General features: G+C 47.9%; 19 protein-coding genes. 8 read left to right on the plus strand and 11 right to left on the minus strand.

Translation table 11 applies throughout. The features are described 5' to 3' along the window. Positions 1-5: 5 nt before the first annotated feature. The 3 genes from speD (at position 6) to MEALZ_RS00140 (ending at position 5429) form a co-directional block, all read left to right on the plus strand. Entirely contained in the window at positions 6-794 is a 789-nt protein-coding gene (speD, locus tag MEALZ_RS00130) for an adenosylmethionine decarboxylase (protein ID WP_014146547.1), read from the plus strand. 754 nt (positions 795-1548) lie between these two features. Further along, complete coding sequence (locus MEALZ_RS00135; protein ID WP_046060903.1) at positions 1549-3909, plus strand: caspase family protein; 2361 nt, start codon at positions 1549-1551, stop codon at positions 3907-3909. A 272-nt stretch (positions 3910-4181) separates the two neighbouring features. Beyond that, on the plus strand, positions 4182-5429 hold the full coding sequence (locus MEALZ_RS00140; RefSeq protein WP_046060904.1) for an autotransporter outer membrane beta-barrel domain-containing protein: 1248 nt from the start codon (positions 4182-4184) through the stop codon (positions 5427-5429). A gap of 946 nt (positions 5430-6375) precedes the next feature. Here MEALZ_RS00140 and MEALZ_RS00145 read toward each other — a convergent pair. From MEALZ_RS00145 to MEALZ_RS22480, 9 genes are all read right to left on the minus strand, one after another. Further along, positions 6376-6744, minus strand: a complete 369-nt coding sequence (locus tag MEALZ_RS00145) for a hypothetical protein (protein ID WP_014146550.1) — start codon at positions 6742-6744, stop codon at positions 6376-6378. Further along, positions 6745-7518, minus strand: a complete 774-nt coding sequence (locus MEALZ_RS20495; RefSeq protein WP_014146551.1) for a head GIN domain-containing protein — start codon at positions 7516-7518, stop codon at positions 6745-6747. 42 nt (positions 7519-7560) lie between these two features. Then, positions 7561-8151, minus strand: a complete 591-nt coding sequence (locus MEALZ_RS20500) for an OmpA family protein (protein WP_014146552.1) — start codon at positions 8149-8151, stop codon at positions 7561-7563. A 56-nt stretch (positions 8152-8207) separates the two neighbouring features. Beyond that, a complete protein-coding gene (locus MEALZ_RS00160) occupies positions 8208-8510 on the minus strand; it encodes a hypothetical protein (RefSeq protein ID WP_014146553.1) in 303 nt (100 codons plus the stop codon). A 10-nt stretch (positions 8511-8520) separates the two neighbouring features. After that, positions 8521-10062 carry a DUF4384 domain-containing protein gene (locus MEALZ_RS00165; protein WP_014146554.1) on the minus strand — a complete coding sequence of 514 codons (1542 nt, stop codon included), beginning with the start codon at positions 10060-10062 and terminating at the stop codon, positions 8521-8523. A gap of 38 nt (positions 10063-10100) precedes the next feature. Beyond that, on the minus strand, positions 10101-10412 hold the full coding sequence (locus MEALZ_RS00170) for a hypothetical protein (protein WP_014146555.1): 312 nt from the start codon (positions 10410-10412) through the stop codon (positions 10101-10103). A 72-nt stretch (positions 10413-10484) separates the two neighbouring features. Beyond that, positions 10485-10781, minus strand: a complete 297-nt coding sequence (locus MEALZ_RS21255) for a hypothetical protein (RefSeq protein ID WP_084685197.1) — start codon at positions 10779-10781, stop codon at positions 10485-10487. A gap of 116 nt (positions 10782-10897) precedes the next feature. After that, positions 10898-11194: a hypothetical protein gene (locus MEALZ_RS00180; RefSeq protein WP_046060905.1), complete on the minus strand. Its 297-nt coding sequence runs from the start codon at positions 11192-11194 to the stop codon at positions 10898-10900. A gap of 880 nt (positions 11195-12074) precedes the next feature. Then, positions 12075-13376, minus strand: a complete 1302-nt coding sequence (locus MEALZ_RS22480; RefSeq protein WP_014146558.1) for a caspase family protein — start codon at positions 13374-13376, stop codon at positions 12075-12077. Positions 13377-13676: 300 nt separating this feature from the next. Here MEALZ_RS22480 and MEALZ_RS00190 point away from each other — a divergent pair, with 300 nt between their 5' ends. Further along, entirely contained in the window at positions 13677-16073 is a 2397-nt protein-coding gene (locus MEALZ_RS00190) for a DUF4398 domain-containing protein (RefSeq protein ID WP_014146559.1), read from the plus strand. Positions 16074-16456: 383 nt separating this feature from the next. On the opposite strand, the gene MEALZ_RS23265 is transcribed toward MEALZ_RS00190, so the two are convergent. Further along, entirely contained in the window at positions 16457-16690 is a 234-nt protein-coding gene (locus MEALZ_RS23265) for an HAD hydrolase-like protein (protein WP_014146561.1), read from the minus strand. Positions 16691-16899: 209 nt separating this feature from the next. On the opposite strand from MEALZ_RS23265, the gene MEALZ_RS00200 reads away from it, so the two are divergent. Both MEALZ_RS00200 and MEALZ_RS00205 read left to right on the plus strand, forming a co-directional pair. Next, positions 16900-17121 carry a transcriptional regulator gene (locus MEALZ_RS00200; RefSeq protein WP_014146562.1) on the plus strand — a complete coding sequence of 74 codons (222 nt, stop codon included), beginning with the start codon at positions 16900-16902 and terminating at the stop codon, positions 17119-17121. 2 nt (positions 17122-17123) lie between these two features. Continuing rightward, positions 17124-17423, plus strand: coding sequence for a type II toxin-antitoxin system RelE/ParE family toxin (locus MEALZ_RS00205; protein WP_046060906.1), 300 nt, complete (start codon positions 17124-17126; stop codon positions 17421-17423). Between the two features lie 273 nt (positions 17424-17696). Here the strand turns inward: MEALZ_RS00205 and MEALZ_RS00210 are convergent, their stop codons facing one another. Beyond that, positions 17697-18638: a cation diffusion facilitator family transporter gene (locus tag MEALZ_RS00210; protein ID WP_014146563.1), complete on the minus strand. Its 942-nt coding sequence runs from the start codon at positions 18636-18638 to the stop codon at positions 17697-17699. 335 nt (positions 18639-18973) lie between these two features. On the opposite strand from MEALZ_RS00210, the gene MEALZ_RS00215 reads away from it, so the two are divergent. Continuing rightward, positions 18974-19264 carry a hypothetical protein gene (locus MEALZ_RS00215; protein ID WP_017841431.1) on the plus strand — a complete coding sequence of 97 codons (291 nt, stop codon included), beginning with the start codon at positions 18974-18976 and terminating at the stop codon, positions 19262-19264. A gap of 122 nt (positions 19265-19386) precedes the next feature. After that, positions 19387-19677, plus strand: a complete 291-nt coding sequence (locus MEALZ_RS00220) for a hypothetical protein (protein ID WP_046060907.1) — start codon at positions 19387-19389, stop codon at positions 19675-19677. Positions 19678-19748 lie beyond the last annotated feature (71 nt).

Raw genomic sequence — 19748 nt, forward strand, 5'->3', positions numbered from 1 at the left:
AAATTTTGAAAAAATTAAAATTACACGGCTTTAACAACTTAACAAAGTCGCTCAGCTTTAATATTTACGATGTTTGTTATACACCGGCCGATCAAAAACAGGCTTATATAGACTATATCGATGAGGCTTACAATGCCGACCGCCTCACACAAATATTAAAGGATGTCGCCGAAATTATCGGCGCCAATATTCTGAACATTGCGCATCAAGATTACGATCCGCAAGGTGCTAGTGTGACCATGTTAATTGCCGAGGGCATGGATACTGAAGTCGATGCCGAGCAACTCAACAGCGAGTCGCCGGGACCGCTGCCTGAAACTGTGCTCGCCCATTTGGACAAAAGCCATATCACCGTTCATACATACCCGGAAAGCCATCCCGATACCGAGATCAGCACATTCCGTGCGGATATCGATGTATCGACTTGCGGTCAGATATCGCCGTTAAAAGCATTAAATTATCTGATCCATAGTTTTGAATCCGATATTGTGATCATGGATTATAAAATACGTGGTTTTACACGAGATGTATCGGGGCAAAAGCATTATATCGATCATAATATTACGTCGATTCAAAAATATATCTCGGAAGATACGAGCGAAAAATATCAAATGATCGACGTTAATGTCTATCAAGAACACCTTTTCCATACCAAAATGCTGTTGAAAGAAACCGAGTTGGAAAATTATTTGTTCGAAAAAGAAAGCGCGTTTAGCGAAGAAGAAAAGAAAGCCATACAAGAACAACTACAACAGGAAATGGCGGAAATATTTTATGGTAGAAACTATGCTTAATTTTAGTTAGCAGTTAGCAGTTAGCAGTTAGCAGTTAGCAGTGAATAGTGAATAAATTTTTGCGCGGATAGGTTGTATTTGAGCTATCCATTCTCTTATTGCTTTTGAGATTATGACCAGGGAAGGTCTCAATTCCCTGTTTTCCCATTTCGACAACTTTAGGAAAAAACGCGTCATTCCCCGCCCGGGATTGGCGTAATCCAGTGCCAGGGATGGCCGTAGCTTCATATCCATGGACTAGAATATCGTCAATTCAGCCGAGATGACGAATAAAGCCGCATATACACCATAAAATAAGCGCTAATTTGGCGCTTATGTCTTTTTCCCTTCTCTCTCCAATAAGATTTCGGCATCGATTGCCGAATTTTCCCTAAAAAATTTCCCAAATTTTGAAACTTACCGCTTTGCCGTTTTAAGTCGAGCGTACTAATACCGTTGAGTGGACTGATTTTATATGAGGTTTGTCTGAACTGATCGGCTATTTTGTTTCTAGCATGATTTAAAAATTAGTACTAATATTATTTTTTGTGAAAATGCGCGCAAAATCCCAATATTTATAATGAATATTTGTCGGTAATGTGTTTTGTCTTAACATCGCTTTGTGGTTAGCCCGGTTTTCATAGTTCTCTGTAGGAACCCAAGCTGAACTTAATAGCCATGACTATTAGGTATGGCTAAAGATAATCTAAAGAACCCTGAGAAGATCTGAATTTTATGTTCACGTTATATTGATAATTTTGATTCGGCTTAAACTATGAAACCGTTTCCCTTATTAGCTTCAATGACAATCGTAGTGTTGGCCGCTTGTACGGCAGATTCCGCCGGGGTCAAGGAGCGCGCGGCGGATTTTGCGAAAGTGGAACAGATGCGCGATGCCGATAAACTTTATATCGTCGATTGTCTCCTGCCCGGGCAAATTAGAAGAATGGGCCGGATGATGACCTTTTTAACGGCCAAGATTCCGATCAAGACCACCGCGCTGGACTGCGAAATTCGGGGCGGCGATTATGTCGCATTCGATCGTTCGAATTATGCGACCGCTTTGAACTTATGGCTCCCTGCCGCTCAAGAGGGAGATGCCGAAGCTCAGGCCTATGTCGGGGAAATTTTTCAAAAAGGGCTTGGAACGCAGCCGGATTATCAAAGCGCGGCGTTATGGTTTAAAAGGGCGGCCGAGCAGAGCAACAAGCGAGCGCAATTAAGTCTCGGTTATCTCTATGAAAAGGGGCTTGGTGTCGAGCAGGACTCCGCCGCTGCTATGGAATGGTACCAGAAAGCCTCGGGACTCGACGATAAAGATCTTCCCTATGCGGCAACTCTACAGACCTCGCCGGATGAAGGCTTGTTGGAGGAAATCAAATGGCTCAAAGCCGAGCTCAACAACAGCCGCAATGAGGCAAGACGCTTATCGGGCGAACTCGCGAAAACGCAGCGCCAATTACAGGAAAGCCAACAAAAACTGCAACGCTACTTAGACGAGCGCAACAATACCCAGTCGAAATTAGATGCGGCTATCGGCCGAGGCGACAATGCGGCCATCGCCGATTTAAAAAGGAAATTGCAAGATGCGGAACGGGAATTATCGTCTTACGCGGCTCAGGTCGGCAATCTTGAAAAGCAGTATCGTCAAGAAGTCGACCAACTCAACAGTAAATTGCAGGAAACCGAAAACCGGGCCAATCAAATCTATAGCCAACTCAAAAGACAGAAGACCGAAGCCGGCGAAATCCAGCTTAAATTAGTTAACGCCGAGGCGCAATTAGCAAAAACCGAGCAAGAATTGTTGTCGGCCAAGAGTCCCGTGTCTGCCACTCCGACGGCCGGCGATACGCAGCAATTGGACACAATCGAACGAAAACACCAGGATGCCCTGAAGAAAATTCAAAAGGACTTACAAGAAAAAGAAAACCGTGAACGGCTCATGGCCGATCAGATTGCAAGCCTCGAAGCCGAAAAGAAAAGATACGAACAAGAAATCCAACAATTACAGAAGTTTTCGGTAACCGTGGCAGCGGCGCAAAAACCCGTGATCGAAATTATCGATCCGCCTTTCGTCCGGGTGCGCGGAGTGCCGACCGTAACGTTGCGCTCTGCAGTCAAAGAACGGGAAATCATCGGTAAGGCTAGTTCGCCGGCGGGTATGTTGTCGGTATTGATCAACGATGTAAAAAGCCGTCTCGACGAACGGGGCCTTTTTAACAGCAGCATCGCCATTACTGCTCAGGAAACGCCGGTTAGAATTGTCGCGGTCGATAACAACGGCGCACGCGAAAGCCTCGAATTCAAAATGACCTTGGAAGGCCCGATAAGCGATAGTCAACGCGGTAAAGAAGACATTACCCGCTTGCAGACTGTCAGCCCATGGAAGGATTTGGATTTCGGCCATTATCATGCACTAATCATCGGAAACAATCGTTATCAGAAAATTCCGTCTCTCGATACGCCGGTCAACGATGCGCGAGCGGTCGACCGGGTTCTTCGCGAAAAATACGGTTTCAAGACCAAGGTATTGATCGACGCAAACCGTTATCAAATTTTGTCGGCGATGAATGAAATGCGGGCCAAGCTGACCGAAAAAGATAATTTACTGATCTACTATGCCGGCCATGGCGAGTTGGATCAAGTCAACATGCGCGGGCATTGGTTGCCGGTCGATGCCGAAGCCGACAATAACGCAAATTGGATTTCGACCATTTCGATCACCGATATTTTAAATGCAATGTCCGCAAAACACGTTATGGTCGTTGCCGATTCTTGTTACTCCGGTGCGATGACTCGTTCTTCACTGGCGCGTTTAGATGTCGGCATGAGTCCCGAAAAGAAATCCGAATGGCTGAAAGCGATGCTCAAAGCCCGGTCCCGGACCGTAATGACTTCGGGCGGATTGAAACCGGTGATGGATGGCGGCGGAGGCGAGCATTCGGTATTCGCAGCCTCCTTCATCAAGGCATTGGATCGCAACGATTCTTTGCTCGAAGGCCAGGAATTGTACCGGAATGTATCGGCCAATATCGTAGCGATAGCAGCCCGTTACGGTATCGAGCAAGTTCCGCAATACGCGCCGGTTAATCATGCGGGGCATGAGTCAGGGGAGTTTTTCTTTGTGCCGAAATAGTTTTTGATTTTTTAGTAATCAAGGATTAAAAGTAGGTGTATTGCTTAATCGAAACGAGCCTTGATGCATGGCATAAGCATTAAATTTCCACTAAATAATAAAAAAATAACCTTAAATATAATAGTTAAGCCTCTGTTAAATAACATTAAAAATATAATAATTCAGGCTTTTTTAGCAATTAAATCGTAGGGGGAGTAATGAAAAAAAGTAAAAATCTAATACGAGACTCTAAAGGGTTGGCGTTATGTACGGCGCCTTTATTAGTTGGAATAATGAGTCACGATACATATGCGACCGAAGATAATCGGGATTTTGTCAGGAACACAATTATTGCAATTTGCCCTCCGAATGATGGTCGTCTCGGAAGCGAATTGCAGGTTCGGTGTAATAACGTCGCACAAGTGGGTTTTCCCAGCGGAATCATGACACGAGTAACGTCCGAGCAAACCGCGGCACAAAAGTCGATGTCGCTGGAAATGAACAGCACTCAGTTCGGTTTTCTCAGTAACCGCATCAGTGCGATACGAAGTGGGAGGCAAGGCGGCGGTTTGAACATTAGCGGCCTGATGCTCGACAGTAACGGCAATCCGGCGTCGTCCAACCAATTGGCCAATTGGGGAGATTATCAGAACAAAGGAGCAGCCGGCGGCGATAGCTATGAGCGGCTCGGAGTGTTCGTTAACGGCAATATCGGTTTTGGCGACCGTCGCACTACGGCGAACGAAGCCGGCTATAATCTCGATACGCATGGAGGAACCGTCGGTATGGACTACCGGTTTACCGATAACTTCCTGATGGGTATGGCGTTTGGTTATAACAATGCGACGTCGAGATATAGGAATAATCTTGGCGAAATGGAGGCCGATAACTATACCGGCGCGGTATACGCCTCGTTTTATACCGAAGACGGTTTTTTCATCGACGGCATATTCAGCGGTAGCCACATCGATTACGCGACCAGAAGGCGCATTCAATATTCGGTTCCCGCTGAGACTATTAATACCAATGCTCTAGGCGATAACTCCGGCCGCGAGTTTAACGTGTCGATGAATACCGGTTATAATTTCAACGTCAGCGGTCTAACGATTACTCCACAAGTTCGTGTCGACTACACGAGCAGCCAAGTGGATGCGCTGAATGAACGGGGCGGTGCTGGTTGGGCGTTGCATGTCGACGAACAGGATTTCGATTCAATGCAGACTGCAGCCGGTTTACAGCTCAATTATGCGATAAGCCTGCCTTGGGCCATAATCGTGCCGATGGCCAGAGCCGAATATATTCACGAATTCAAAAACGATCAACGAAATATTCAAGCATTTTTTATCCAAGACTCGACGCAAACACGGTTCAATATCCGCACCGATAGACCGGACCGAGACTACATTGTGATGAGTGCGGGAGTTTCCGCTCAGTTCATGCACGGTATTTCGGCATTCGTCAATTACGATACGGTACAAGCACATTCCTTCGTCAACAACCATAACTTTTCGGGGGGAGTGAGAGTACAAGTTCCGTTTTAATCAGACAGAGAAGATCGAAGCCACGTCTTTCCCGCATTCCAATTCCACTCTGCTGCATACGGGTTACGCGCTAGGCGACAATAAACGGTATCAAGGTCGCATTAGCTATATGCCCCCGTAGGGTACGCTATGCGTACCATGGTAACCATAAGCGCCAACTTAGTGCCTATTCTATGGTGTGTTTATGGCTTTATTCGTCATATCGGTATGGGTTGTCGATACCCATGTTGCATGGAAGTGGTGCTACGCATTGCCATCCGAAGCCCTGGATTCCGCCAATCCCTGGCGGAATGACGCGTTCCTTCCTTAAGTATGCCATGGTAACCCCGTCAATGCTAAGACAAGCCCTTATGGTTTGATCTGGGTAAGGATTATTCGGTGCTTAACGGTATCAAGATTCCAGTTTGAGAAAGTTCGCCTTTTATTCAGGGGCGGAGTATGCCTGTCGAGGAACGCCTAAACCCATCTATGGGGGCTTGACGGCGGTTCGAATGCCAAGGATGGTGTGAATGCAGATTTTGCATGGAGCAAAAATCTACCCTGCCGCCGATATCCTCGCCAAATATACCCTCGCACCTTTTTTATCTTCAAAGTGGGAGTTGCTGTTAACGGCATGAAGGTACGCGTAGCGAAGGAAAGTTGAATAATCGGGAAGTTTTTGTTACGAAATTCTTAGAGAGGTCGTAGGAAAAATTAAAGAATATCAATGCAAAATAAATGATTATACCCTTTGCTGGTCAAATTTCGGCGCCTGGGTGTCCGTCAAAGGATCCAGCCCCTAAATTAGTAAGACTATTAACCATGACCGATGGGCTATGGAATTTAGGGGCTGGGTGAATACGTCCATGTAGGCTCTGTGACAGCATCCCTGCTGTCAAAGCCTTTGCCGAACACCCCGGCGCCTCCATGCGTCAATGCCGAAATTTGAAGTGCGATGGGTATAAATCTAAGGATACAGAATAATATTCAACAGCTTGTTGGATTGATCGTACACCTGTAAATTTCGGTTGAACCATTCGCCGTAAATGTATTTTTTGTTGCCTTTGCCGTCGAATAAATAGCCGGTGACGTCTCTAGCTCCGGTTTTTTTCACTATCAAAAAAACATACCGGTTATTCAAACTACCGTGCAACTCATGCCATTGATCTTTTTTAGTCTTGAGTTCCGGCTTAGTCATCGCTTTTGGTTTGATTGTCGGCGATTCCGATTCGTTGAATGTGATCCCCGCCAATTGATTGGTTTGTGCAGAACCGTTCGCGAGTATCAGGAGGGAACCGGCAAGAATGATCCAAGCGCCGCGCCATGTGAGTTTCATTTAATCTCCCGGTTGCAGATCGCCGCTGCCGATTATGCGTTTTTCGATGAGTGCCGGACGTCCGTAGTAAGTAATGTCGCCGCTACCGATCAGATAGGCTTTTAATGTTTCCCGTGCAGTAACTGTAATATCGCCGGAACCCGATAATTTGATATCGGCCTGTTGACTGATCAGTTTTTGTGCATTGATATCGCCGGCGCCATTGACGGTCACGCTGAAACGGTCGATCTGTCCGTCGGCGATCACATTGCCGCTTCCGTTGAGAGTCAGAGCCAACGACTCTTGCCTGAGAGCGGTTAGACGAATATCGCCGGCGCCATGCAGAGCAAGGGTGTCCAGACGGGGGCTCGTAATTTCGACAGTCAGCGGTAAATGTTGTTGATAACTTTTACGTCCGGCGATCGTTAATAGGCCGCCGCTAACCGATGTTTCGATAATAGGAATCAAGTTTCGGTCGCCGATGATCTCGATACTTTGCGCCGGGCCGTTACGATAGTTAATATCGATCCCGGCGGCAACATGGATAGCCCGGAACGGACCGAGGTCGCGGCGTTCCTTGCCTAAAACTCCGGAGCCTTGTTCTATACGCGCATCGCTGCCGCCGTAAACGACACCGTCGATGATGATTTTGCCGGTCGTCGCTTGGCCTGCAATAGCATCGGTCGGTGAGGGTAATAAAACGGATAGGCTTAAGCTCAGACCGATAGTGAGAGATCGGCGGCCGGCCCGTTTTCCGGGCCGGAAATCGGGTGTTTGTATTCCTTGCGTTGTCATAGCGTGTTTCCTGATGACGAATCGTATAAAAAAGCCGCGTTGTTAATTCGCGCTATAAAACTGAACTCTGCGATTGACCGCATCGAAGGGGTCTCGGCCCGGCAGAGGTTTGGATTTTCCGAGCCCTTTAGTGGTCAGCCGGTTCGAGGAAACGCCGTAGTTACGCGCTAGATAATTTCTTACGGCTTGAGCTCTGCGTCTGGATAAATCCAGATTATAAGAGGCCGACCCGACCGCATCGGTATGGCCTTCGATGATCAAGCGCTTGTCGGCAAAATCGGACATCGTCATCATTTTTCCGACTTCTTCCAAGAATGGAAGCGATTCGGGCAAAATTTCATCCGAGTTATAGGCGAATTTAATCGGCAAACCGATACTGGTTTTTTCCGCTTCGACACGTTCGGCGGTGGCGAAATCGTCGGCCCGCTCATTCTTTTTGGGTTGGAAATTGATAGAACGCATTTTCATGGTTCCCGGAGTGTCGTTCGTTTGTCCTCCGAACAGAACTTTGCCCATTTCCTCGGCGCTTGGCGGAGCATCGTACATGCGTACTTGTTCGGCTTGAGCATTAAGGGTGTATAAAGCCAGCAAAAGGGCACCGCTGGCGGCGGTGATAGAGTGATGTAGTTTCATGTTAGTAACCTCATAAATTTCAATAGTCTTAGTTTCATCTCATTGAAACGGTTGGTTTATTTTTGTTCCCAACGGGTAACTTTGCCGTTTTTGTCGAAAAATACCACTTGCGTGGAATATTCCCAGGCTTCGCCCCAATCTCCGGAAGTGGTGCCTGTACAGCTCCAGCAAGGCCTTCCCCAAGCCGCTTTGACTTGGTCTTGATCCATGCCTTTAACCAAATAGCCGGCTTTGATGACTTCGACCATTTCCTTGTCCCACTCCGGATGTTCGGAAATCATTTCCTCGCGTCTGACCGGAGCATTTTCGCAGGCTTGTAAAATCAGGCCGGTAAGTAAGATTAATGTTAATTTTTTCATAATACTCACCTTATCGAATGACATAGTCGAGTGCGGCTTTAACCGAATTGGCCGCTATTCTGGATTCGTCGAATTGACCGTCGTTGGTGAAATACAATGCTTCGGCCGGAATCGGATTTTTAGAGGCTATAGCCCTGAGTTTATCGGTGCCGGTCGGGCCCGAGACATCGATAGTGAAATCAGCGCCGGGTGAGGGGATGCTGTAGGTTTTTCCCGGTAAGCAATAATTATCGGGTTGATAGATATTCGGGAAAACCGTGTCGATCTTGCCTTCCGAATTGATCAGAACGATGCGGACGTACATCGGTTCGCTGACCGTGAAATCGATTTGCATCGGTTCGCCGATACGGTATTCGGATTTGTTGGTTCTAAGCGATAACGAGCCGGGAGTAGGCGAAGCGTCGATAAAAGTTTGCGGAGCCGGGGCGGGCGCCGGCGGGCTATAAGTCATCGGCTCATGAGCGGCATAATGGAAGCTTCCCTGTCCTTTCAGATTTTTTCGCAGTTGCCGGGTGGCATGATTCAAAGGAACGTTTTCATACAAGGCAAGATAAAGCTCTTGATTCAAATCGGTTCCCGGTAGGTTGTGTTTTTGAACAAAATTTTGTAATGCACTTTGAGTCGCGCCGTCCATCTGACCGGTAGGTTGCACGCTGAAGCCATGCAGATAGAGTAATTCCTGAACCTTGGCTATTTGTTCCGAACGGGTAAACGAATAATAATCGGCTAGGACTTGATCTATCACGACATCGTCGGGTTCGACGCCGGGTATCAAACGCCAATAGGGTAATTTTTGATAGCGTCCGATCAATTGAATCATATTCAATTGAACCAGCAAACGGACGGCCGCGTGCCTGCCTTGTACTTTTTTGATTTCGCCTTTTGCGCCGAACGTGACGCTTTTGATCGTAAAACCGATGCTGTCCTCTTTGGTCGCCTTATGTAGTTTGATGCCGTTGATCGCCTGTATTCTGGGAATGCCGGTAAACGTTTTGAAATCGATCATATTGAAATCCAACGTGACGCTGGCCAGTGAGGACTTATTTTGATCGGTAAAATTGAGCCCGTATTCCTTCACCTCGATATCGACATCGAAGGAGTCGCCTTGGGTCACGAGGCCGCGGTCGAATTCGGTAATACCTCCCGACAAAATAACCTGGGGCAGGATCTTGTCTTCATAGCCGCTATAACCGGTTTGTGCGGTATTGAGCATGAATTCGGGTTCGTAAGGTATGTAAAGTACGTTTCCGCCAATTCCGTTCAAGGTACTCTTGACCATTTCAGTGATGTCACGCGGAATTTCACCGCTCGTTGCTACTGAAGTCCCGGTATTGTCGAACACTTCTTTGGCCATGATTTTGACGGGCTCGTTGCTGTAAATTTCGGTCATCAAGCCCAATTTATTGATTGCGCGTTGATAAATCGTGGTCTTGGCTTCAGGCAGTGTTTCATTGAGCCCAATATCGGCACTCTGCGGATTTAAACCGCAGCCGACGAGCAAGAGCGGCAAGCCAATGATTCGAAAACCGCTAGTGAGTTTATAGTTGTTCATAACACGACCTCGTTTCTAAAAATTTGGCATCCGGACGCTTATCGTCTTCGCTCGATGCAGACCGAATTGGCGCGTCTATTATCTGAAAGATTAATAATGGTGGCATTTTGCAAATTAGCGCCAGGACCGAAGGTTTGATTGCCTGCTCCGCCGCAACCGGAATTTTGATCGGTATTGCGTCGCGCTTTTGCCAAAGCATTGCGTTTTATAAAATCGATATTGGGATTGAGCTGTATGTTATCGTTGATGGGTTCATCGATGCCGATACCGTCGTCTAAATCGTTGGCTAGAAGCGGCGTTACGGGCAAGCCGATGAAGAGTAACAAAGTACACAATCGAATAAATGACATAGCCGTCTTCCTCGTAATGAGGGAAACCGGACGGATAGAATAATCGGACCGGTTTCCCGTAAGGGTTAAGGTTTACTTGATATCGATAGAACCGGTGTTGGCCGAGCTATCTCTGCCGATTGCCTGAGTATTGGTCAGAGTATTTTTCGATGCGTTGATTACTGTGGATTTTTCGACCTTAGAACCTTCGACGCTGATCGATCCGGTATTGGCTGAAGAATTGCGGCCGATAGCTTGGGTATTGGTCAGCGTGTTTTTAGACGCATTGATCAACGTGGATTTTTCGATTTTCGAACCTTCGGCGAATGCGGAAGATGAAACGGCGGCAGTCAAAGCCAATGCAAGCAGTGAAGTCGATAATGTTTTCATGTGGTTTCTCCTGGGTGGTTTTAAAGTTCGAGGTCAGTGTAACCGGGCCTCGGGTTTATCGGCGTGAAGCAATCACGGAATAAATGTGATCTATTCACATCCGAAGCTTGAATTCGTTACTTGATATCGACCGAACCGGTGTTGGCCGAGCTGTCTCTGCCGATCGCCTGAGTATTGGCCAGTGTATTTTTCGATGCATTGATCACAGTCGATTTTTCGACCTTAGAACCTTCGATACTGATTGAACCGGTATTGGCCGAAGAATTGCGGCCGATGGCTTGGGTATTGGTCAAGGTATTTTTAGACGCATTGATCAACGTGGATTTTTCGATTTTCGAACCTTCGGCGAATGCGGAAGACGAAGCGGCGGCAGTCAAAGCCAATGCAAGCAGTGAAATAGATAATGTTTTCATGGGGTTTCTCCGAGTGGTTTTAAAGTTCGAGGTCAGTGTAACCATCCCTGAGAAATTACGATGTGAAGCATGCACATTCGATTTGTGATTTAGTGACCAGCGGGAAATTGCCGGCAATCTCTCTTCTTTTTCCGTCTGGATACGGTACTGCCATTAAGTTAACGGAAACCCGTCATTCCGCCATGGACTGGCGGAATCCAGTGCCATGGATGGCAAGCTTTTGAGGCGCATAGAGCCTTAATGCAAGCGTTACTTATTTTTGTGACGTCTCATTACTGGTACAAAGACAGTATGACGTGTCGAGTTAAAAAATAAGGATGGCCACGATGATTTTCTCCCCCTTTGAAAAAGGGGGATTTATTTAAATAATCTCCCCTAACCCCTCGGCAACTGCTGAGTGACAAGGATGTCAAGAATGCAGAAAATGCAGGAGCTTTTTTCTGCCCAGCGTCGCCTAAAGCGCCTCCCTGTTGGTGCCCTACCTCCTGCATCCATTCAGTCGTCTTTTTCAAAGAGGGGGACTAAATATTTACGTATGGCCTTAAGAATAAAAAGAGAAGTATTAAAACCATCAAATTGCATGCAACAATAATTGAGCGGGTTTGTCAAGAATAGGCGTCATTTTTGTTGTTGTCACGATTTATTACTGTGAAAGTTCGTAGATTTGGACACTTTATCTAATTTTTCGATATACAAAACTCTGTTCTGGCAATACCGGTTCCAGAGAGGGGGCGGTTGCTCGATCGACAGGCGTCGGCGGCAGGGAGCCGCCGTCGAGCCTACATGGACGTATTCACGGCGTCCTGTCGGGCGAGTGACCGCACCCTCCGCCACCAGAGAACTTTCATTTGCCGGGGCGATGGCTAGGCCTTCATGAACGTTACGGTATAAACAAAAAGTTGCCGGTAAACGACGATTCCATCCAGGGTATTTGCTGGCCGCCGGTTTCTTGATTGACGCCTTGCAAGACGCGTTTGAAAACTTCTTCTATCGTGAGTCCGGGGACTTGCATAGTGTTGAGCAAATGCTTGGTGTAGATTCCGTTGTCGTCTTCGCCGTCGGCGGCAACCGAACCGGGACTGGTCGCAAAGCCGATAATGGTGCCTTTCGGACCGTCGATTTTGGCGAGGCCCCGGCCGGCACTCCGGAAACTGCGCGGCAACGGATTGTCCCGGCAGGCATCCAAAATCAGGATTTGTAAATTATCTTCGCCTTCCATGGCGCCCAATACTTGTCCGATATTGACCGCTTTATAACGGACATCGGACTGCCTTTTAATGACCGCATCGGTAGGAATCAAGTAATTCGATCCGTCGACCTGGACGCCGTGCCCGGCGAAATAGAATAAACCGACTAATTTACCCGCACTCATTAGCCGGCCGAATTTATCGATCGCCGCTTCCATTTGTTCCTGATTACCATCGAGCAATAACGTGACTTCAAACCCTAAACGGCTCAGGGAGTCGGCCATGGCTTTGGCATCGTTGACCGGGTTCTTTAACGGGCTGAAGGCATATTCGCTATTACCGATGACTAAAGCGGCTCGGCGCAGCGGTATCGTGCCGATAGCATCAATGGCGGCGTTCGACATGGGTTGCACTGTGGGCGATGACGCCGACAATTGTTGGGTGCCGGGGGGCAGGGTGATCATTGCGGGATTTGGTGATGCGATTGCAGGATTAGAATCGGCAAAGGCAATTTCGACATCGACATAACCTTCGTTGTCGTGGTTGCCGTTGATTACGTCGTTAGTTCTGAACATTAAGGGGCCGTTTTCGGATGCCGTAAACGTGACGTCCGAACCGACTACGAAAGGCTTTCCCTGTTCGCCGATTTTGGCGATTAGAGTCGAATGACTGTAACCATCGATAATCGGAGGGAATAGCGGCGAATTATCGCACCACGCCTTGTATAAACCGATGCCGTCGGGGCCGGTAAAATTGCAGGTCGGATAAGTCCGCCATTGTCCTTTGGCAGAAACCCGATAATTCTGTCCGGCGGAAACCTTGACGCCGCTATTTCGCCATTCCTCAACCGCTGCCGATACGCGGGTTTGGGTACTTGTTCCTGAAGCGAGGGGGCGGGTCGTTATGTTGTTGTCGGTATAGTGACGTTTCGGCGCGCATGCCGATAACGATAAGAACGACGCAATGACGATTGAGTTATAAATAATATTTTTCATAGTGTTACGTTATCAAGGTCGACTAGAAAAAGCTCATGTTCTTACAGGATTATAGCGGCGATTTTTATTTATGGTTCATGGGGTCATTTGAAAGGCCGCTTGACTTCAAGTGATAAATTCATGATGCGTTGTAAGTTTGCCGAAACAAGTTCGGATGACAAATTGTAATGACGCGATAGGCAAATCGACCGTGTTTATTACCCGAATACCCGGTGAATACCGCACAGAGTTCCTAAGTTAAACCACATACGATGGAGTTGCGCAAAATCGTAATTAAATCATTAACTTAGGGTGTGTGCCATGAAAACAAGAAAAAAACCGATGGTAAAGCTATTTATGACCGCTTTACTGCAAATTCCGTTGATGTCGACCGCGTTCGGTGCGGAAGGCGTCAGTTGCGATGCTTATCGTTGTTCGATCTCGATACATGAAAGTTTGGCGATCGAGTCCGGCGTTGCCGATTTTTACGGAGACGGCGACCGCTATGAAATGATCGGCGATCTGACAGTCAAAACCCCGGCCGGCAATGTGCCGTTACTGGATGCGCAGTTGTATTTTTCCAGAAACACCGACAATACCGATATCGGTTTCGAAGTCTACGGTGTTGCCGAGGCGCCCTTTCCGTCGGTACCTCTGTTGGCTGGTGCGAGCTTTACCGCCAAACCATTGGCTGCAGTCGGGCTGGCCGGCAGAAAAATGTTGAAATCGCTGCTTGAATCGGACGGTTACACCTTGCCGTTAGCGGAAAACCCGAAAGATCCGGAAAGCGATCCTAACGATATCAAGCAGCCTGCTTATTTGTTTTTTCATTTCCAAAGCGGATTGGCGTTCGATATGCCGCTCGATGCATTATTGGGAATGAATCAGGAGGGCGATAATCCGTTCAATTTTTCGGTGCCCGGCGATAAAAGCGTGACCTTTATTCTCGACCTCGAAGAGCCTTATTTTTTCATTTCGCAAAATGCACGCGAATTAGTTGTGGAAAAAGCGGAAGCCGCAATCGATTTGGCTAAGCAGGCCAACGAAGAAAGGAAAAAGGAACGGGAGCAGCAAAACGGCGGGGGTACTAAAGAAAACAACGATGCAGTCAAAGACGCCGCCTCCGAAACCGCCAAATCGGTTTTACCCGATTTAGGCGATCTGGCCTTTTCGTTCGAGGGCGGTATTCCGTTCAGACCGGAAACGATTTGGGGCATACCGGAAGGCGCGGGCGAATTCAAAGGACATCTTTATATCGAAACCGAATTACCGCTCTATAAATTCGTCAAACTCAACGGCGAAATCGTCACGTATATCGGCAAAGAAGGATATATGCAAGGCGGTAACGGTAAAGTCGAGGTTTCGTTTGATCTGATTCCGAATTTCCTGAACTTTTCGTTTCCGCTAGGCAATGCCACTGCAGGCGTTACGATAACCAAAGACGAACAGGCCACCTATTTCAGCGGCATCAACGATCCGAATTATTCGTTTCTACCGTCTTTCGTACCGTTCACTCCGGCCAACAAAACACTGGTTTCGGGTTATATCAGCAGCGCCAATCCAGTGCTGACGCAATTGCGGGCCAAGGGCCAGTTCGGCTACGATACCGCCGGACTGAGCAAACTGGTCGGCGTCAATCTGAATAATCTAGCGGTCAACAGCGCCGATTTGACGGTAACGGTCGAGGGTATCCGGTTGAGGGGACGGACATCTTCAAGCATCCATCCATCAATACAATTGGGCGGTTCGGTCGATGTCGACATTTTCTTTCCGTTTACCCGTCCCGAATTGAGCTATGTCCGGATGTCGGGACAAATGCAGGTTGCAGGCGTCGGATTGTCGCCGGTTGCTTTGGATATCAGCGCCAAAGGCTTTTTTATCAACGGAAAATTCGTCACGCCGCTGAGCGAGATCGGCATGGGCGGTCAAATTACCAACCAGGGGCCTTTATTGACCGGTAATGCAGGTATCTATTTACCGATTGGCGATATTACCGCCGCGTTGAACAAAGCGAGGGAAAGCGTTCTTAAGGCCGAGCAAAAAGTCCAAGAAGCCGGATATTTAGTCGATCAAGCGCGGAAACAAGTTCAGGCCGATCGGGAACGCGATGCGGCCAATCTGGAAAAAGCCCGGGCCGATGTCGCCAGTGCGCAAAACGGCGTTAATAAATTGCAATCGCAGATCGATTATCAAAACGGTTTGATCAAAAAATACAACGGCGAAATTGCAGCCAAATACCGATGGTATCAAAATCGGCCGTGGTACGAAAAACCGGCCGCTTGGATCGCCTATACCGGGTATCGTACTTATAAATTGGGTCAGATCGGGGTTGCCAAAACGGCGATTGCCGGACTGAATATTGCTATGGCGGCCGCCAAAGGGGTATTGTGGACTGCCGAACAGGTTCTGTACGGTATTCAACAAGGCATCTCGACACTGCCGATCGATTTGGATCCGCGCGTTTCCGGATTGATTATCAGCTTGGAAAGCGCTAAAGCCGCTTTGAAACTTGCGCAATTAGCCCTACCCGATTTACCGGTGATCGATCTCGATGTCGGCGGTAAAATCGATCTGACACTCGATATCAAAGGAATTAACGGTAATCTCAGCGCTCAAATGAACGGGAAATCGCTTGCCGACGGTAAAGTGGCTTTCGATCCGATACCTAAAGCCTGTGTGGTTATCAGTAAACTCGGCGAATTCTGTACGCCTTTCTGACAAAAAAGCATTGCTCGTGCTTGATAATTAGCCCTGCTCACGGATGTGGCGGGGCTTTTTTATGGCTCTGTATGTGGTAAAAGTTGAAAACTCCCACCAGTACCAGAAACAGTTAACAAATCAATGTGAATTGTAGGGTACGCTACGCGTACCAAATGTTGGCGCAAGGCAACAGATGAAGGCACATTAAGCAGCGGGTGGGTTTCCTGCGGTACGAACAGCGTACCCTTATGTTTCGACATTGGCATAGTATTATTTTCAACTATTAATGCGAACATGGTTTTTTTATTCGCTCTTTGCAGTATGGCCCGGCGCAAGGAAGTCCAAAAATCGAGAGGGAAGGGAAGCGCGCAGCTTAGCCAAGCTTGCGTCCGAATTGAATGTTAAGAACCGGCGATCTCAATGGGCAATCGAGCCGGCAACTCAGCGACCGACGGAATGATCAAATCCGGCATCACGCGGCTGGCGTTCGCATAGGCTTTGCGGTATTTGCCGGTCTTCACCAGAATACCGATTAGGCCGGTATTTTGACCGCCGCCGATGTCGGAATCGATGTCGTCGCCGACGATCGTCGCACGCTGACCGCTGGCGTATTCGAGCTGCCGCCAAGCCCCCATGGATGGGTTTACGGCGTTCCTCGACAGGCATACCCCACACCCAAAATCGGCGAAACGGCTCAAACTGGGAATTGCTGTGGTAACGTTTAACAAATCAAAACAGCCTACTGCTAACGCGTCGGTTGATTGAAGCGTTGAGTTTGGTAAGCAAGGTGGTGGTATCATTATGCAAACAACTTAATTGAGCAATTCGGAGTATCATTCATATTATGCAAGTTGCTACCGGAACCGTTGTCAACGGAAAAATCGTGCTGGAAGGGGTCTCTCTTACCGAGGGTGCCGTGGTAACCGTCGTTACGCGCGGTTCTGACGAAAGCTTTTTACTTACTGAGGCCCAAGAAAACGAACTACTTGCGGCCATGGCTGAAATTGAACGTGGTGAATATGTAAGCTTGGAAGAACTATTGCAGTCTCTTCCCGCGCATAATTGAGCATGGCGCTTCGGATAAGAATCGCCGCACGAGCAGCAAACCAGATTCGCAAGGCATCTGAGTGGTGGTCGGTAAACCGCCCCAGCGTTCCAAACGCTATCGCCACAGACTTTGGCGAGGCAGTGGCTTTGTTGGCCGAACAACCAGGCATCGGCGCTAAATATAAAGGTTCTCGCACCGTTGGCGTTCGCCGCCTTTTTCTCTGTCGCGTAGGGTACTTCAGTTACTACAAAGCTGAGGGCAGTTTCCTTCATGTACTTGCGTTTTGGCACGCAAGCCGAGAGCACCAGCCATCTCTATAATTTGGCCTAACACAACGGTCTAAGGGACACGCCGCCCGTTGGCGGCTTCTCTTGGCTTTCTTCAGCGGCACGCCCCTTACCTTTACTTTATATTTTCAGCACAGTCAGCAAGTAGGGGCAAAATGACACCAGAATATTGGATTGATGCTGAGCAGAGGATTGCATCTTACTTGGCGGGTAATGATGTCGAGGACATCAAATACATGCAGGTCGAGCAGACCTTTGATGATCTAAGAGGTGAAGTTCATGTATGGTATTTACTACACTCCTTGCCTAATGCTGCCACGAAGCCGCATCTTCTATCGGTTCCAGGTGTGTTTCTATATCGATATGGTCGAATTTAGCTTTGATCCGATGTTCTATGGTTTCCAGCAAATCATGGCCTTGCTGTACAGACCATTGCCCCGGCACTAACACATGCACCGACATGAAACGGCGCGCGCCGGCATATCGAGTGCGCAAAGCATGATAGGCAATTTGATCCGAAGCGATAAATTGTTCCAATACCTCTACAATTTCCGTTAGTTCTTCCTCCGGCAGCGTAGCATCCATCAATCCGGAAATAGTGCGGCGCAATAGATGCAATCCTGCCCATAGAATGTTGATTGCCACTAAAATCGCAATCACCGGATCGAGAATCTCCCAACCCGGCATCCCTATTTGCTCGGCAAAATCCAGCGTCAACTGAAACCGATTACCCAACGCGATCAAGCCAATACCTAGGACAATTCCGACTGTGGTCCACACGTCGGTCATCAAATGCTTACCGTCCGCTTCTAAAGTAATTGAATGCCGGCTACGACCGACCGTAATCAGAATTTTAGCCACAACCAGATTGATTAACGACGCAAACACGGAAATGGCGATACCGACATCCAGTTGCTGCAAAGGCTCCGGATGCAGCAGGCGTTCCCAAGCGGTGTATGCGATACTGACGGCCGCTAGCAAAATCATCATGCCCTCGGCGCCACTGGAAAAATACTCGATCTTATCGTGGCCGTATGAGTGGGATTCATCCGGTGGTCGAGCAGCAATGTTCAATGAAATCAACACAATCACCGCAGCGACCAGATTAATCAACGACTCTAGCGCATCGGACAACAAGCCCACCGAACCGGTTGGCCAATAAGCATAACTCTTCAGTACGATGGTCAATATAGCCGCAATGAATGACAACCACCCGTAGCGGGCCAATGATTTCTTTTCGGCAGCCATTCTCTCAATCCTGAAAAAATGCGCAGTTTAGCAACTCCAAATTACGACTTGTACTCAAAAAAACATTGGTTCAATTAAATCACAACCTGGGTCGAGTAACGGCGCACCTGAATTTGAAAGATCTGTGATCAGAATAAATTTACTTTTTCTATGATTCGTCAATCCGATCGATTAAACACAACGACCAATGATTCATTGGAATCCGGTTCGTGAATAAATCACAGAACCGGCGTTACTCGATCACCGCGTTTTCTTCTCCAAATCGGGATACTGTACCCAAGTTCAACAGCACGGTTGAACCCAACATCATCCATTAATAATCAGAGGAAAACGTCATGAAAAAATATACATTAGCAGCAGTCGCATTGGTCGCAGTCTTCAGCGGATCGGCAATGGCCGAAGGTTCCAAAATCGAAAAATCAACCTTGATCAACGCATCGAAAAACACACTGACCAATACGCAAGCCATCGGCCGCAATAGCGCCGCGAGCACCGGTTCGATCAACGTGGTCGGGTCGAAAGTCGAAAAATCGACCGTGATCAACGCGTCCAAAAACACGTTGACCAACACCCAAGCGATCGGCAGGGACAGCGTCGCGAACACCGGTTCGATCGACATTCGCTAAAGCAGAAGCGGTGAATAGTTCACAATTTTAGAGTGAACGGTTCACCGCAAAGCAAACAGTCAAACGGTACATTAAAACCGTGGCAAACAAATCCAATACTTAAAACTCAAGAGGAAAACGTCATGAAAAAATTCACATTAGCAGCAGTCGCATTGGTCGCAGTCTTCAGCGGATCGGCAATGGCCGAAGGTTCCAAAATCGAAAAATCAACCTTGATCAACGCATCGAAAAACACACTGACCAATACGCAAGCGATCGGCCGCAACAGTGCCGCGAGCACAGGCTCTATCAACGTAGTCGGGTCGAAAGTCGAAAAATCGACCGTAATCAACGCGTCTAAAAACACCTTGACCAATACCCAGGCGATCGGCAGGGATTCGGTAGCGAATACCGGTTCGATCGATATTCGCTAAAGGCTCGATTCTTAAGTGTTCAGGCTTCTTTCTATTACCTGTTTTCTCCTGGATTTTCCGGCAAGACAAGA

Origin of the sequence: Methylotuvimicrobium alcaliphilum 20Z, assembly GCF_000968535.2 — a bacterium.
Lineage (GTDB): Bacteria > Pseudomonadota > Gammaproteobacteria > Methylococcales > Methylomonadaceae > Methylotuvimicrobium > Methylotuvimicrobium alcaliphilum.

Excerpts from the sequence above, each read along its gene's own strand:
- MEALZ_RS00170 (WP_014146555.1), bottom strand. The coding sequence starts at position 10,412 with ATGTCATTTATTCGATTGTGTACTTTGTTACTCTTCATCGGCTTGCCC.
- MEALZ_RS00190 (WP_014146559.1), top strand. The coding sequence starts at position 13,677 with ATGAAAACAAGAAAAAAACCGATGGTAAAGCTATTTATGACCGCTTTA.
- MEALZ_RS00200 (WP_014146562.1), top strand. The coding sequence starts at position 16,900 with ATGCAAGTTGCTACCGGAACCGTTGTCAACGGAAAAATCGTGCTGGAA.
- MEALZ_RS00165 (WP_014146554.1), bottom strand. The coding sequence starts at position 10,062 with ATGAACAACTATAAACTCACTAGCGGTTTTCGAATCATTGGCTTGCCG.
- MEALZ_RS22480 (WP_014146558.1), bottom strand. The coding sequence starts at position 13,376 with ATGAAAAATATTATTTATAACTCAATCGTCATTGCGTCGTTCTTATCG.
- MEALZ_RS00145 (WP_014146550.1), bottom strand. The coding sequence starts at position 6,744 with ATGAAACTCACATGGCGCGGCGCTTGGATCATTCTTGCCGGTTCCCTC.
- MEALZ_RS21255 (WP_084685197.1), bottom strand. The coding sequence starts at position 10,781 with ATGAAAACATTATCGACTTCACTGCTTGCATTGGCTTTGACTGCCGCC.
- MEALZ_RS00215 (WP_017841431.1), top strand. The coding sequence starts at position 18,974 with ATGAAAAAATATACATTAGCAGCAGTCGCATTGGTCGCAGTCTTCAGC.
- MEALZ_RS00205 (WP_046060906.1), top strand. The coding sequence starts at position 17,124 with ATGGCGCTTCGGATAAGAATCGCCGCACGAGCAGCAAACCAGATTCGC.
- MEALZ_RS00160 (WP_014146553.1), bottom strand. The coding sequence starts at position 8,510 with ATGAAAAAATTAACATTAATCTTACTTACCGGCCTGATTTTACAAGCC.
- MEALZ_RS00180 (WP_046060905.1), bottom strand. The coding sequence starts at position 11,194 with ATGAAAACATTATCTATTTCACTGCTTGCATTGGCTTTGACTGCCGCC.
- MEALZ_RS00135 (WP_046060903.1), top strand. The coding sequence starts at position 1,549 with ATGAAACCGTTTCCCTTATTAGCTTCAATGACAATCGTAGTGTTGGCC.
- MEALZ_RS00140 (WP_046060904.1), top strand. The coding sequence starts at position 4,182 with ATGAGTCACGATACATATGCGACCGAAGATAATCGGGATTTTGTCAGG.
- MEALZ_RS23265 (WP_014146561.1), bottom strand. The coding sequence starts at position 16,690 with ATGGGGGCTTGGCGGCAGCTCGAATACGCCAGCGGTCAGCGTGCGACG.
- MEALZ_RS20500 (WP_014146552.1), bottom strand. The coding sequence starts at position 8,151 with ATGAAACTACATCACTCTATCACCGCCGCCAGCGGTGCCCTTTTGCTG.
- MEALZ_RS00210 (WP_014146563.1), bottom strand. The coding sequence starts at position 18,638 with ATGGCTGCCGAAAAGAAATCATTGGCCCGCTACGGGTGGTTGTCATTC.
- MEALZ_RS00220 (WP_046060907.1), top strand. The coding sequence starts at position 19,387 with ATGAAAAAATTCACATTAGCAGCAGTCGCATTGGTCGCAGTCTTCAGC.
- MEALZ_RS20495 (WP_014146551.1), bottom strand. The coding sequence starts at position 7,518 with ATGACAACGCAAGGAATACAAACACCCGATTTCCGGCCCGGAAAACGG.